Source organism: Caballeronia grimmiae (assembly GCF_022879615.1).
Lineage (GTDB): Bacteria > Pseudomonadota > Gammaproteobacteria > Burkholderiales > Burkholderiaceae > Caballeronia > Caballeronia grimmiae.
Window position 1 is genome coordinate 1,273,692 of the sequence record NZ_CP084271.1, and the last position, 13,626, is coordinate 1,287,317.

Sequence of the window (13,626 nt, forward strand, 5' to 3'; positions counted from 1 at the left end):
CGCGCCGATTGCCAAAGGGTTTTTCGATGCAATCCGAAGCTCAATCCCTGATTAGCAGCAAGATTTGTTCGACCGATCCGGTCTTCGGCGGTCCGTTGTCTCGCCGTTCGTCGCATGCCGTCGACGTGCGCTGGGGCGGCCAGCTCGTCACGATCGGCGGCGATGCGCCGGTGCGTGTCCAGTCGATGACCAACACCGACACGGCCGACGCCATCGGCACCGCGATCCAGATCAAGGAACTCGCGCAGGCCGGCTCTGAACTCGTGCGCATTACGGTGAATACGCCGGAAGCGGCGGCCGCCGTGCCGCACATCCGCGAACAGCTCGACCGCATGGGCGTGTCGGTTCCGCTCGTCGGCGACTTCCACTACAACGGCCATCTGTTGCTGCGCGACCATCCGGCGTGCGCCGAGACGCTGTCGAAGTACCGCATCAATCCGGGCAACGTCGGGCAGGGCGCGAAGCGCGATACGCAGTTCGCGCAGATGATCGAAGCCGCCATCAAGTACGACAAGCCGGTGCGGATCGGCGTGAACTGGGGCAGCCTCGACCAGGACCTGCTCGCGCGCATGATGGACGAAAACGCCGCGCGTTCGAAGCCGTGGGAATTGCAAAGCGTGATGTACGAAGCGCTGATTCAGTCGGCGGTCGGCTCGGCCGAACGCGCCGTCGAACTGGGTCTCGGCCGCGACAAGATCATTCTGTCGTGCAAGGTGAGCGGCGTGCAGGATCTGATCGCGGTGTATCGCGAACTGGCGAAGCGTTGCAGTTTCGCGCTGCACCTCGGGCTCACCGAGGCGGGCATGGGCTCGAAAGGCATCGTCGCTTCGACGGCGGCGCTCTCGGTGCTGCTGCAAGAAGGCATTGGCGACACGATTCGCATCTCGCTGACGCCCGAGCCGGGCGGCGCGCGCACGGGCGAAGTCGTCGTCGGACAGGAGATCCTGCAGACCATGGGTCTGCGCTCCTTTACGCCGATGGTCATCGCATGTCCCGGCTGCGGCCGCACGACCAGCACGCTGTTCCAGGAACTAGCGTCGCAGATCCAGACGTATCTGCGCAATTCGATGCCGGTCTGGCGTGATCAGTACCCGGGCGTCGAGAAGATGCACGTGGCGGTCATGGGCTGCATCGTCAATGGGCCGGGCGAGTCGAAGCACGCGAATATCGGCATCAGCTTGCCGGGTTCCGGCGAGAATCCGGCCGCGCCGGTGTTCATCGACGGCGCAAAGGTCAAGACGCTGCGCGGCGAGCGCATCGCCGAGGAATTCCAGCAAATCGTTAGCGACTACGTCGAACGCACTTACGGCCAGCGCGTCGAGACGTCCGCGGCATCACTCTAAAGACAGATGACTGAACAGAAGAAACGGCTCTCGAAGCTGAGCGGCGTGAAGGGCATGAACGACATCCTCCCGCAGGATGCCGCGTTGTGGGACTTCTTCGAAAGCACCGTCAAGTCGCTGCTGCGCGCATACGGCTATCAGAACATTCGCACGCCGATCGTCGAGCATACGCAGCTTTTCACGCGCGGCATCGGCGAAGTGACCGATATCGTCGAGAAGGAGATGTACAGCTTCACCGACGCGCTCAACGGCGAGCACCTCACGATGCGTCCGGAGAACACGGCGGCCGTCGTGCGCGCGACCATCGAACACAATCTTCTGTACGACGGCCCGAAGCGCCTGTGGTACATCGGGCCGATGTTCCGGCATGAGCGTCCGCAGCGCGGGCGGTATCGGCAGTTCCATCAGGTCGGCGTGGAAGCGCTCGGCTTCGCGGGTCCGGATACGGACGCCGAAATCATCATGATGTGCCAGCGCCTGTGGGACGACCTGGGCCTCACCGGCATCCGGCTCGAACTGAATTCGCTCGGCCAGGCGGAAGAGCGCGCGGCGCATCGCAAGGAACTGATCGCGTATCTCGAACAGCACGCCGATTCCCTCGACGAAGAAGCGAAGCGCCGTCTCTATACGAACCCGCTGCGCGTCCTCGACACGAAGAACCCGGCGATGCAGGAAATCGCGCAGAACGCGCCGAAGCTCGTCGACTTTCTGGGCGAGGAATCGCGCAAGCACTTCGACGGCGTGCAGCGTCTGCTGAAGGCGAACAACATTCCGTTCACCGTCAATCCGCGTCTCGTGCGCGGCCTCGATTACTACAACCTCACCGTGTTCGAATGGGTGACCGACAAGCTCGGCGCGCAAGGCACGGTGGCGGGCGGCGGCCGCTACGATCCGCTCATCGAGCAGCTGGGCGGCAAGCCGACGGCGGCGTGCGGCTGGGCGATGGGCGTCGAGCGTATCCTCGAGCTGCTCAAGGAAGAAAATCTGGTGCCGGAAGCGGAAGGCACGGACGTGTACGTCGTGCATCAGGGCGAAAAGGCGGCGGAGCAGGCGTTCATCGTCGCCGAACGGCTGCGCGACACCGGCCTCGACGTCATTCTGCACTGCAGCCCGGACGGCGCGCCGGCGAGCTTCAAGTCGCAGATGAAGAAGGCGGATGCGAGCGGCGCGGCGTTCGCCGTGGTGCTCGGCGAGGACGAACTCGCGCAAGGAACGATCGGCGTGAAGCCGCTGCGCCGCACCGGCGACGAAACGGCCGATGCGCAAAAGAACGAGCAAGTCAACGTTCCGGCGGAAGACTTGACCGAATACCTAATCAATGCGATGGTTGCATCCGCCGACGAGGACGCCTGACGAACAGGCATCGGTCGGATCAAGCGCCGCGCGCATCGTGGAGATCGGTCCGATCCCGCCATCGTGCCAGGCCACGATGGGCAATGAGACGCAGGAAGGAATAGCTGGACGATGAGTTACCACGACGAACAAGAATCACTGGAAAGTGTCAAGGCCTGGTGGGCCAAATGGGGTAACGCCACGACGTGGATCGTGCTCGTGGCGCTCGTCGTTGCGGCCGGTTTCAACGGCTGGAATTACTGGCAGCGCCGTCAGGCGGCGGAAGCTTCGGTGCTCTACGACCGGCTTCAGCAGGCCGTGAACGGCAACGATCAGAAGCTCGTCGCGCGCGTCGCGTCGGACATGGAAGACAAGTTCGGCGGCACGGCGTACGCGCAGATGTCGGCGCTCTCGGCGGCCAGGTCGCTTTACGCAGCGGGCGATGCCGCCGGCGCGAAGGCGCAACTGCAGTGGGCCATCGACCACGCGAAGGACGACGAGTACAAGCAGATCGCGAAGCTGCGCATGGCGCTGATCCTGCTCGACGAAAAGAGCTACGACGCCGGCCTTAAGCTGCTCGCCGACGCTCCGCTCGATGCGTTCAAGGGCGTCGTTGCTGATCGCCGCGGCGATCTGCTCGCAGCGCAAGGCAAGCGCGAAGACGCGCGCGCCGCCTACAAGACGGCGCTCGACAGCTTGCCGAAGAACGACGCGGCCACCCGGCAACTGATCGAGTTCAAGCTCGATTCGCTTGGCGGCTGATCGCTCTCGAGCGACGGCTTCGACCGTCGCTTCGTTCAAGCGCCAACGCTATTTCGCCAATCAAGCCGCCGCGCCGCGCGTCGCCATCGAGCGAAGCGCGGCTGCGCCGGTCAACCGAATTCACCCATTCATGTTGCGTCCACCGATGATTCAATTGAAACGCTACGCCGTGCCCTTCGCCTGCGCGATGACCGTCCTGCTGGCCGCCTGTGCGTCCACCAAGGACGAACGCCGCGTGCCGACACCGCTCGTCGACATCAAGCCGGTGCTGAATGTCAATCAGGCGTGGAAGGCGAGCGTCGGCAAGGCCGGCCGTTACCTGTTCGCGCCGGTTGCCGTGGGCGATGCCGTCTTCGCCGCGGGCGAGAACGGCACCGTCGCGAAGATCGACGCGACGACCGGTCAGGAAGTCTGGCGCACCAAGCTCAAGGACGATCTGTCGGCGGGCGTCGGCAGCGACGGCAACCTGACGGCGGTCGGCGGCCTGAAGGGCTCCGTCTACGCGCTCGGACCGGACGGCAAGCAATTGTGGACGGCCACGGCGCCGGGCGAAATCGTTTCGCCGCCGCTCGTCGGCAATGATCTCGTGGTCGTGCGTACCATCGACGGCAAGGTTATTGCGTTTAGCGCGCAGACCGGCGAGCAGAAGTGGATCTTCCAGTTGCGCGCCGTGCCGCTGAATCTGCGTGTGGCCGCCGCGATGACCTTCGCCGGCAATCAGGCGGTGCTCGCGGGCTTCCCGGGCGGCAACTTCGCCGCGATCAACCTGCAAACGGGCGACGCGTACTGGCAAGCGCCGGTGTCGTATCCGAAGGGCGTGACGGAAGTCGAGCGCATCAACGACGTGACCGGCGCGCCGGGTCTCGTTGGCGCGCAGACCTGCGCGGTGACGTTCCAGGGCAAGATCGGCTGTTTCGACGCGAATTCGGGCCGTCCGGTCTGGGAGAAGAACTTCTCGAGCGATAGCGGTCTCGCGCAAGACGAGCAGATCGTCGCCGCCGGAGACGACTGGTCGGTGGTCAACGCCTTCCGCGCGTCGGACGGCACGCCCGTCTGGAAGAACGACAAGCTGAAGAGCCGCCGGGTCAGCGTGCCGTTCATCCTGGGCCGCGCGGTCGTCGTGGGCGACTACAAGGGCTTCGTGCATTTCCTGAGCGTGGACAACGGTGAGATCGTCGGCCGCGCGCCGACCGATGGCAGCGAAATTACCGCGCCGCCGGTGCTGGCGGGCAATACGCTCGTCGTGCAGACGCACGATGGCGGCCTGTACGGCTTCCGTCCGCAGTAAGCGTCATGCAGCGCTTCGTCCTTCGCGGGACGAAGCGCGATTGGAAAGACCGGCGCTCGCAGCGCCGAGGCCCTGAACAGGGTTGCAGAAAGAGAGCGCGACATCCGTTCGCGCTCGACAAGAACGGCCCGCCAGGCCGGGCACGAAAGAACAAAGCGCGCCGCCGATGCCGCGCGACACAAGCCCGCGCAAGGCAACCATCGGTGCACGGCGCGACGGCCCGACAGCGGCATAAGCTGCAAAGCGGCGAGCCGAATCCATGCTAATTTTCGACAAGCGCAGCCATTCTCGCGGCGCAAGCGGCGAAGACGCCGTACCGCGCGTTTCGCCCATCGCCTTGCGTTCAACTGTGAACAAACTCTGATGAAACCCGTGATTGCCCTCGTCGGGCGCCCCAATGTGGGGAAATCCACTCTCTTTAACCGGCTGACGCGTTCGCGCGATGCGCTCGTCGCCGATCTGCCCGGTCTCACGCGCGACCGCCACTACGGCGAAGGGCGCGTAGGCGGGGAGCGTCCGTATCTCGTCGTCGATACCGGCGGCTTCGAGCCGGTCGCGAAGGACGGCATCCTGCACGAGATGGCGCGTCAGACGCGGCAGGCCGTCGAGGAAGCCGACATCGTCGTGTTCATCGTCGACGGACGCAACGGGCTCGCGCCGCAGGACAAGTCGATCGCCGATTATCTGCGCAAGACCGGCCGGCCGCTCTTCCTGGTGGTCAACAAGGCAGAGGGCATGAAGTACACGGCGGTTGCGTCGGAATTCTACGAACTCGGCCTTGGCGATCCACGCGCGATTTCGGCTGCGCACGGCGACGGCGTCACCGAGATGATCAACGACGCGCTCGATATCGCCTATGCCGGTCAGCCGGAAGAGAGCGAGGAAGAGAAGGCGCAGCACGGCGTGAAAATCGCGATCGTCGGACGGCCGAACGTCGGCAAGTCGACGCTCGTCAATACGCTGATCGGCGAAGAGCGCGTGATCGCGTTCGACATGCCCGGCACCACGCGCGATTCGATCTATGTTGATTTCGAGCGTCAAGGCCGCAAATACACGTTGATCGACACGGCGGGTTTGCGCCGTCGCGGCAAGGTCTTCGAAGCGATCGAGAAGTTCTCGGTCGTCAAGACGCTGCAGTCGATTTCAGACGCGAATGTCGTGATTCTCCTGCTCGACGCGCAGCAGGACATCTCCGATCAGGACGCGCATATCGCGGGCTTCGTCGTCGAACAGGGACGCGCGCTCGTCGTTGGCGTGAACAAGTGGGACGGGCTGGACTCGCATGTGCGCGAGCGCACGAAGGCCGATTTGACGCGCAAGCTGAAGTTTTTGGACTTTGCTAAATTTCACTACGTCTCGGCGCTGGAGAAGACGGGCATCGGCGCATTGATGAAGTCGGTCGATGACGCCTATGCCGCCGCGATGGCGAAGCTGCCGACGCCGAAGCTCACGCGCGCGCTCATCGAGGCCGTCGAGTTTCAGCAGCCGCGCCGCCGCGGGCCGGTCCGGCCGAAGCTGCGCTATGCGCACCAGGGCGGACAGAACCCGCCGATCATCGTCGTGCACGGCAATGCGCTCGATGCGGTCACCGATACCTACAAGCGGTATCTGGAAGGCCGATTCCGAGAAACTTTTGGACTGGCCGGCACTCCATTGCGCATAGAGTTTCGCTCGAGCAAGAACCCCTACGCGGACAAAGAGTAAGCGCCCGCGGAGCCAAGCGTTTCGGCCTCATTGGCCAAATGGCCGGTCTGGTGCGGAAACGAAAATCGGCTATAGTGTAGCGATTGCCGGCGGATCTCTTTTTCTTCGTCACAATACTTCTAACCTGCAAAAAACACGGAGTTTGCTATGAGCAACAAAGGGCAATTGTTACAAGACCCGTTTTTGAACGCACTGCGTAAAGAGCACGTGCCGGTCTCGATCTATTTGGTCAACGGCATCAAGCTTCAAGGGAACATCGAATCGTTCGACCAGTACGTCGTGTTGCTCCGGAATACGGTCACCCAGATGGTCTACAAGCACGCCATTTCAACGGTCGTGCCGGCTCGCCCGGTGAATTTCCACCCGGACGCTGAATCGTCCTAACCTCGTTGCGGCCGGCGCGCCGTTGCCATTCCGAATTCGAACATTGAGCAACTCGCCGGTCGCTTCAAAAACTATCCAGACATAATTTGATTAACGCAGCGCTTGTGGGCATCGATTTCGGCAAGATCGATTTCGAAGCCAGTCTCGAAGAACTCAGCCTGCTCGCAGAAAGTGCGGGCGCCCATCCTGCCGTTACGCTCACCGGCCGTCGGTCCAGTCCGGACGCCAAAATGTTCATCGGCAGCGGAAAGGTCGAAGAACTGCGCCTTTCCTGCGAAGCGAACGACGTCGATCTCGTCATTTTCAATCACGCGCTCGCGCCCGCGCAGCAACGCAATCTCGAACTTGCGTTGAATCGCCGCGTCGTCGATCGCACTAGTCTCATCCTCGATATCTTTGCGCAGCGCGCCCGCAGCCATGAAGGCAAATTGCAGGTCGAGCTCGCGCAGCTGCAATATCTCTCTACGAGGCTGATTCGCGCCTGGACCCACCTCGAACGCCAGAAGGGCGGTATCGGTTTGCGCGGTCCCGGTGAGACGCAGCTCGAAACCGACCGCCGGCTGATCGGCGAGCGGATCAAGGCGCTGAAGACGCGGCTTGCGAAGCTGCGCCGTCAGCACGGCACGCAGCGCCGGCAGCGTCAGCGCAATCAGACGATGTCGGTGTCGCTCGTCGGCTATACGAACGCGGGCAAGTCGACGCTGTTCAACGCGTTGACCAAGGCGCAGGCGTATGCCGCCAACCAGTTGTTCGCCACGCTCGACACCACGTCGCGCCGCGTGTTCCTCGGCGAGGAAGCGGGCCATGTCGTCGTGTCGGATACGGTCGGCTTTATTCGCGAACTGCCGCACCAGCTCGTCGCGGCGTTTCGCGCGACGCTCGAGGAAACCATTCACGCCGACTTGCTGCTGCACGTCGTCGACGCATCGAGTCCGGTGCGTCTCGATCAGATCGATCAGGTGAACGAGGTTTTGCACAGCATCGGCGCGGACTCCATCCGCCAGATTCTCGTCTTCAACAAGATCGACGCCGTGCCCGAGCTTGCGGCTCGCGGCGAGGCGGTTGAAAGGGATGAGTATGGTAATATTTCGCGCGTCTTTTTGAGCGCACGCACGGGTCAGGGACTCGACGGGCTGCGCGCCGCCATCGCCGAAATTGCTTCAGCGGAAGCAGGCGAACCCGAAGAAAGCGTGCCGAGCGTGTTCGCCGAAACAGGCGAGCCGGCGCAAATGTCGGAAGCCACGCAATTCCCGCAGTCCACGCAGTCCGGGCCGAACGAGACACACGACGAGAACGCGCAGCCGGAAGACCACCGGCCAGCCGGAGAACGTGACGGCCACAAGGTTCCTGAACACGGACACTAACTGCTCCGCATGACCGACGCGGCATCGAACCGGCTGTCTAATGGTGAATCACTGAGTGAACGATTATAACGAGCGGACTAACAGGCAGCGCATGCATGCGGCCTTTTCGATCAACGATCCGCGCTGGGGGCGGGGCGACGGCGACGGCGTCAAGAACGATTCGAAGCGCCCGCAGGACGGCAAGCGCGGCAACGGCAAGGAAGAAGGCCCGCCGGATCTCGACGAAATGTGGCGCGAATTCAATCGCCGCCTCGCCGGTATTTTCGGCCGCAAGCCGAACGGCGGCATGCCGCGCGACAACGGGCGGGGCACGCGCATCGGCGTGGGCATCGTCATTGGCGTGCTCATCGCGATCTATCTCGGCAGCGGCGTGTTCGTCGTGCAGGATGGGCACGTCGGCGTGGTCTCGCAGTTCGGGCAATACCGGCAGACGGTGACGCAAGGCATCCACTGGCGTTTGCCGTATCCGTTCCAGTCGCACGATATCGTCGATACGTCGCAAGTGCGATCCGTCGAAATCGGACGCGGCACGGCGCTCTCGCAACGCAACGTGCGCGATGCATCGCTGTTGACGAACGAAGCCGACATTCTCGACGTGCGCTTCTCCGTGCAGTATCAGATCAAGTCGCCGACCGACTTCCTGTTCCGCAATCCCGATCCCGACCTGAGCGTCACCGAGGCGGGGCAGGCCGCGATCCGGGAAATCGCCGGCGCTGCAGCGACGGACGATCTGCTTTACAAGGACCGCGAAGCATTGCGCCCGCGTCTGACCGAATCCATCCAGCGCTCCCTCGACGCCTACCGCACCGGCCTGCAGGTGACGGGCGTGACCGTGCAGAGCGTGCAAGTGCCGACTCAGGTGCAGGCGGCGTTCGAAGAAGCCTCGCGCGTGCGGCAGGACAACGAGCGCGCCCGCGATACGGCCGAGGCCTACGCCAATCAACTGCTGCCCCGCGCAAAGGCGGATGCCGCGAAGATGATCGCAGAAGCCACCGCATACAGTAACCGCCAGGTGACGCAGGCTCAGGGCGACGCCGAGCGTTTCAAGGAGGTCTACGCGGAATACTCGAAGGCCCCGGCGGTCATTCGTCAACGCATGTACCTGGACACGATGCAGCAGATCTACTCGCAAACTACCAAGGTATTCGTGGACAGTAAGGCAGGCAATAACGTGATTTATCTGCCGCTCGACAAGCTCATCGACGCGAATCGTCAGCAGGCCAGGGACGCAGCGGCGAACACCGGCAGCGCCGCGTCGGCTCCCGTTGAACCGCAGGTGCGTCCGCAAGCCACGGCGCCCGCCTCGGCGCCGGCAGCAGCAGCGCCCGCGAGCGGTGCAAGCCCTGCAAGCGGCGCCAGTGCTGCGAGTGGCGATCCGCTGCGCTCGCGCGATGCGTTCCGCTCGCGCAGCCGTCAAGACGACCTGCAGTAAGGAGCGCGAACATGAATCGAATCATTGCGCTCGTCGTCGCAGTCGTCATCGTGCTGTTTATCGGTTCGTCGATGGTCTTCACCGTCGACGAACGGCACGCCGCCATCGTCGCCGCTCATGGGGACAGCAACCCGCGCCTCGACGGTCCCGGCCTGCACTTCAAGCTGCCGCCGCCGTTCCAGACGCTCACGCTCATCGACACGCGCACGCTCACCATCGACGAGAACGGCGCCGATCGTTTCACGACGTCGGACAAGAACGAAGTGCTGGTGAATACGGTCGTGAAGTATCGCGTGGCCGATCCGCTCAAGCTCTTCGTCAGCAACGAGAAGAACACGCAAACCGCGCAAGAGCGTCTGATCGCGCTCGCCCGCACTGCGCTTGCCAGCGCGTTCGCGAATCGCTCGCTGACCGATGCGCTCGGCAATCAGCAGGCGCTCGAGAACGAAGCGCTGAAGGCGGTGGAAGGCGCGGCCGGAGCGTTCGGCGTGCAGCTCGTCGACCTGCAGATGACGCGTATCGACTTTCCGTCGGCGGTGGCCGATTCGGTCTACAAGCGCATGATCGCGGCGCGCCAGCAGGCAGCGGCGAACGAGCGCGCGAAAGGCACGGCGGAAGCGGACAAGATCAAGGCCGATGCGGAACGCGAGCAGCAGCAGATTCTCGCCGATGCCTACAGTCAGGCGCAGTCGATCCGCGGCGAAGGCGACAGCAAGGCCGCCGCCATCGCAGCCGACGCATACGGACGCGATCCGCAGTTCTATCAGTTCTATCAGAGCCTCGAGGCGTACAAGAAGACGTTCAAGCCCGGCGACGTGATCGTGGTCGATCCGAGCAGCGACTTCTTCCGCTTCATGAAAAGCCCGAACGGCGGTGCGGACGCATCCGCTGCCGCAGCGAAACGCTGACCGTACCCGCGCCGCGCGCCAGAGGTGAATAAACACGCGCGCGGCGCCTTCTTCCCGAGAACATGGTCGAGACGATACTGCTCGCACTTGCGTTGATGCTGATCATCGAAGGCATGTTTCCCTTCGTCTTTCCCACGGCCTGGCGCGACACGTTCCGCCGTATCGCCGAACGGCCGCCGCATCACATCCGCATCGGCGGATTGATCGCGATGGCGCTCGGACTGATCCTGTTGTGGATCGCCACGTAAGTCGATTCGCGGATCGCAGCGCCCGGCGGGGTTCCGCCATTTAGCCTATCTTTGTCTCTATCCGCCCATGCGCGCCGTGCTTGCGAGCGCCGCGTGCCCAAGCAGGAAACGTATCGATGTCCACCTGGTTGCTTCCCGAAAATATCGCCGACGTGTTGCCGTCGGAAGCCCGCAAGATCGAAGAGCTGCGCCGCCGCCTGCTCGACCGGTTTCGCTCGTACGGCTACGAGCTCGTCATGCCGCCGATGCTCGAATACCTCGAATCGTTGCTGACGAGCGGTGGAAGCGACCTCAATCTGCGCACCTTCAAGCTCGTCGATCAGTTGTCGGGGCGCACGTTGGGTTTGCGGGCGGACATTACGCCGCAGGTGTCGCGTATCGACGCCCACTTGCTGAACCGGCAGGGCGTCACGCGTCTTTGCTATGCGGGTGTCGTGCTGCATACGCGTCCGCGCGGCCTGCACGCAACGCGCGAGCAGATTCAGATCGGCGCGGAAATCTACGGTCACGCCGGGCTGGAAGCGGATCTCGAGATTCAGCAATTGATGCTCGATTCGCTGCACCTCGCGGGCTTGTCCAAAGTGCGTCTCGACCTGTGTCATGCGGGCGTGCTCGCGGCGCTGCTTGAACTGGAGCCGGCGGCGGCATCGCTCGGAGAAGCGCTCTACGACGCGCTCGCCAGCAAGGACGTGCCGCGCATCAACGAACTGACGGCGCATCTCGGCCATGTGCCGCGCGAGGCGTTGCGCGCGCTGCCTTCGCTTTATGGCGATGCTTCGGTGCTCGAAATGGCGCGTGCGCGTCTGCCGAATCTGCCGGTGATCGCGCGGGCGCTCGACGACCTCGCGTTCCTCGCCGCCCGCGCCGACGGCGCCGAGCTGATGATCGACCTGGCCGACCTGCGCGGCTACGCGTACCACAGCGGCGTGATGTTCTCCGCTTACGTCGATGGCGTGCCGAACGCGGTTGCGCGCGGCGGCCGTTACGACGATGTCGGCTCGGCCTATGGCCGCGCGCGGCCCGCGACGGGCTTCTCGCTGGATCTGCGGGAAGTGGCGCGCATTTCTCCCGTCGATGCACGCGGCAGCGCGATCCTCGCGCCGTGGAAGCACGAAGAACCGTTGCGCGCAGCCGTCGCGACGCTGCGCGATGCGGGCGAAGTCGTGATTCAGGCGTTGCCGGGCCACGAACACGATCTCGACGAATTCGCATTCGATCGCGTGCTGGTCGAGCGCGACGGGCAATGGGCGGTCGAGGAGCGCGTGAATCCGGCTCGTTCCGGCGCCTGACGGCCCAGGACTTTCGTCATCGCGCGTGCAAGCGCGTGAACCAGACCTAATCGCGGCATGCATCCCGAAAAACTCGGAAACAGCCGCGAACATAGGTAAAATGCGTTTTTAACCAGCTAACGAATCAACATGTCTGCCAGTGCAGTGAATGTGAACCCGGGGCGCAACGTCGTCGTGGTGGGCACCCAGTGGGGTGACGAGGGCAAGGGCAAAATCGTCGACTGGCTGACGGACCATGCCCAGGGCGTCGTGCGCTTCCAGGGCGGTCACAACGCCGGCCACACGCTCATCATCGGCGGCAAGAAAACCATCTTGCGCCTCATCCCGTCGGGCATCATGCGCGCGGGCACGGCCTGCTACATCGGCAATGGCGTCGTGTTGTCCCCCCAGGCGCTGTTCAAGGAAATCGACGAACTGGAAGCCGCGGGCATCGATGTCTGCAAGCGTCTGTTCATTTCCGAAGCCGCCACGCTCGTTCTGCCGTACCACGTCGCCATCGACCAGGCGCGCGAAGCCAAGCGCGGCGCCGGCAAGATCGGCACGACGGGGCGCGGTATCGGTCCGGCGTACGAAGACAAGGTGGCCCGTCGCGGCCTGCGCGTGCAGGATCTGTTCGACGCGCCGCTCTTCGCAGAACGTCTGCGTGAAGTGCTCGACTTCCACAACTTCGTGCTGACGAAATATCTCGGTGCAGCCGAAGTCGACTATCAGGAAACGCTCGACACGATGCTCGGCTACGCCGACCGTCTCGCGCCGATGGTCACGGACGTCTCCCGCCGCCTGTACGACGAAAACCACGCTGGCCGCAATCTGCTGTTCGAAGGCGCGCAAGGCACGCTGCTCGATATCGACCACGGCACGTATCCGTACGTCACGTCGAGCAACTGCGTCGCGGGTGCGGCGACGGCTGGCGCGGGCGTCGGTCCGCAAAAGCTCAACTACATGCTCGGCATCACGAAGGCGTATTGCACGCGCGTGGGCGCCGGCCCGTTCCCGAGCGAACTGTACGACGCGGATAATCCGAAGCACCAGGACCCGGTCGGCGTGACGCTCGCCTCCGTCGGCAAGGAATTCGGCTCGGTCACCGGCCGTCCGCGCCGCACCGGCTGGCTGGATGCCGCCGCGCTGCGCCGCTCGATCCAGATCAACGGCATCACGGGCCTGTGCATGACCAAGCTCGACGTGCTCGACGGCCTGGAAGAAGTGAAGCTGTGCGTCGGTTATACGCTCGACGGCAAGGCGCTGGACATCCTCCCGCGCGGCGCATCGGAAGTGGCGCGCTGCGAGCCGGTCTACGAGACGTTCGGCGGCTGGAAGGAAAGCACCGTCGGCATCACGCAGTGGGACAGCCTGCCCGAGAACGCGCGTGCTTACCTCACGCGTGTGCAGGAAGTGGCGGGCGTGCCGATCGACATGGTGTCGACCGGTCCTGACCGCGACGAAACCATCCTGCTTCGTCATCCGTTCAAGGTCTGAGCGCGCCCAAGCCTCGGCCTGAACCGGACGCTGTAAAGAATGTGGCCGCTTCATGCGGCCACATTTCGTATATAACCGCACTATGCAATCGAAAGA

At 63.7% G+C, this 13,626-nt stretch carries 12 protein-coding genes; all 12 read left to right on the top strand.

The features are described 5' to 3' along the window. The first annotated feature begins 26 nt into the window (after nt 1-26). Nucleotides 27-1,343: a flavodoxin-dependent (E)-4-hydroxy-3-methylbut-2-enyl-diphosphate synthase gene (gene ispG, locus LDZ21_RS06065; protein ID WP_035968286.1), complete on the top strand. Its 1,317-nt coding sequence runs from the start codon at nt 27-29 to the stop codon at nt 1,341-1,343. A 6-nt stretch (nt 1,344-1,349) separates the two neighbouring features. Beyond that, a complete protein-coding gene (hisS, locus tag LDZ21_RS06070) occupies nt 1,350-2,696 on the top strand; it encodes a histidine--tRNA ligase (protein ID WP_244794613.1) in 1,347 nt (448 codons plus the stop codon). A 111-nt stretch (nt 2,697-2,807) separates the two neighbouring features. Continuing rightward, on the top strand, nt 2,808-3,437 hold the full coding sequence (locus LDZ21_RS06075; RefSeq protein ID WP_244794614.1) for a tetratricopeptide repeat protein: 630 nt from the start codon (nt 2,808-2,810) through the stop codon (nt 3,435-3,437). A gap of 145 nt (nt 3,438-3,582) precedes the next feature. Next, on the top strand, nt 3,583-4,725 hold the full coding sequence (bamB, locus tag LDZ21_RS06080) for an outer membrane protein assembly factor BamB (RefSeq protein WP_035968334.1): 1,143 nt from the start codon (nt 3,583-3,585) through the stop codon (nt 4,723-4,725). A gap of 363 nt (nt 4,726-5,088) precedes the next feature. Next, complete coding sequence (gene der / locus LDZ21_RS06085; protein ID WP_244794615.1) at nt 5,089-6,429, top strand: ribosome biogenesis GTPase Der; 1,341 nt, start codon at nt 5,089-5,091, stop codon at nt 6,427-6,429. Nucleotides 6,430-6,576: 147 nt separating this feature from the next. After that, the gene (hfq, locus tag LDZ21_RS06090) at nt 6,577-6,813 is read left to right on the top strand and encodes an RNA chaperone Hfq (RefSeq protein WP_006999489.1); all 237 of its coding nucleotides are present in this window, start codon (nt 6,577-6,579) and stop codon (nt 6,811-6,813) included. A gap of 86 nt (nt 6,814-6,899) precedes the next feature. Continuing rightward, nucleotides 6,900-8,177 (top strand): GTPase HflX, encoded by a 1,278-nt coding sequence (hflX, locus tag LDZ21_RS06095; protein ID WP_244794616.1) that lies wholly within the window; start codon nt 6,900-6,902, stop codon nt 8,175-8,177. A gap of 55 nt (nt 8,178-8,232) precedes the next feature. Next, nucleotides 8,233-9,609: an FtsH protease activity modulator HflK gene (gene hflK / locus LDZ21_RS06100; RefSeq protein WP_244794617.1), complete on the top strand. Its 1,377-nt coding sequence runs from the start codon at nt 8,233-8,235 to the stop codon at nt 9,607-9,609. Nucleotides 9,610-9,620: 11 nt separating this feature from the next. After that, nucleotides 9,621-10,517 carry a protease modulator HflC gene (gene hflC, locus LDZ21_RS06105; protein ID WP_244794618.1) on the top strand — a complete coding sequence of 299 codons (897 nt, stop codon included), beginning with the start codon at nt 9,621-9,623 and terminating at the stop codon, nt 10,515-10,517. A 62-nt stretch (nt 10,518-10,579) separates the two neighbouring features. Next, nucleotides 10,580-10,765, top strand: a complete 186-nt coding sequence (locus LDZ21_RS06110) for a DUF2065 domain-containing protein (RefSeq protein WP_244794619.1) — start codon at nt 10,580-10,582, stop codon at nt 10,763-10,765. Between the two features lie 116 nt (nt 10,766-10,881). Then, nucleotides 10,882-12,054 (top strand): ATP phosphoribosyltransferase regulatory subunit, encoded by a 1,173-nt coding sequence (locus LDZ21_RS06115; protein ID WP_244794620.1) that lies wholly within the window; start codon nt 10,882-10,884, stop codon nt 12,052-12,054. A 129-nt stretch (nt 12,055-12,183) separates the two neighbouring features. Then, nucleotides 12,184-13,530 carry an adenylosuccinate synthase gene (locus tag LDZ21_RS06120; RefSeq protein WP_244794621.1) on the top strand — a complete coding sequence of 449 codons (1,347 nt, stop codon included), beginning with the start codon at nt 12,184-12,186 and terminating at the stop codon, nt 13,528-13,530. Nucleotides 13,531-13,626: the final 96 nt, after the last annotated feature.

Excerpts from the sequence above, each read along its gene's own strand:
- ispG (WP_035968286.1), top strand. The coding sequence starts at position 27 with ATGCAATCCGAAGCTCAATCCCTGATTAGCAGCAAGATTTGTTCGACC.
- hisS (WP_244794613.1), top strand. The coding sequence starts at position 1,350 with ATGACTGAACAGAAGAAACGGCTCTCGAAGCTGAGCGGCGTGAAGGGC.
- LDZ21_RS06075 (WP_244794614.1), top strand. The coding sequence starts at position 2,808 with ATGAGTTACCACGACGAACAAGAATCACTGGAAAGTGTCAAGGCCTGG.
- bamB (WP_035968334.1), top strand. The coding sequence starts at position 3,583 with ATGATTCAATTGAAACGCTACGCCGTGCCCTTCGCCTGCGCGATGACC.
- der (WP_244794615.1), top strand. The coding sequence starts at position 5,089 with ATGAAACCCGTGATTGCCCTCGTCGGGCGCCCCAATGTGGGGAAATCC.
- hfq (WP_006999489.1), top strand. The coding sequence starts at position 6,577 with ATGAGCAACAAAGGGCAATTGTTACAAGACCCGTTTTTGAACGCACTG.
- hflC (WP_244794618.1), top strand. The coding sequence starts at position 9,621 with ATGAATCGAATCATTGCGCTCGTCGTCGCAGTCGTCATCGTGCTGTTT.
- LDZ21_RS06110 (WP_244794619.1), top strand. The coding sequence starts at position 10,580 with ATGGTCGAGACGATACTGCTCGCACTTGCGTTGATGCTGATCATCGAA.
- LDZ21_RS06115 (WP_244794620.1), top strand. The coding sequence starts at position 10,882 with ATGTCCACCTGGTTGCTTCCCGAAAATATCGCCGACGTGTTGCCGTCG.
- LDZ21_RS06120 (WP_244794621.1), top strand. The coding sequence starts at position 12,184 with ATGTCTGCCAGTGCAGTGAATGTGAACCCGGGGCGCAACGTCGTCGTG.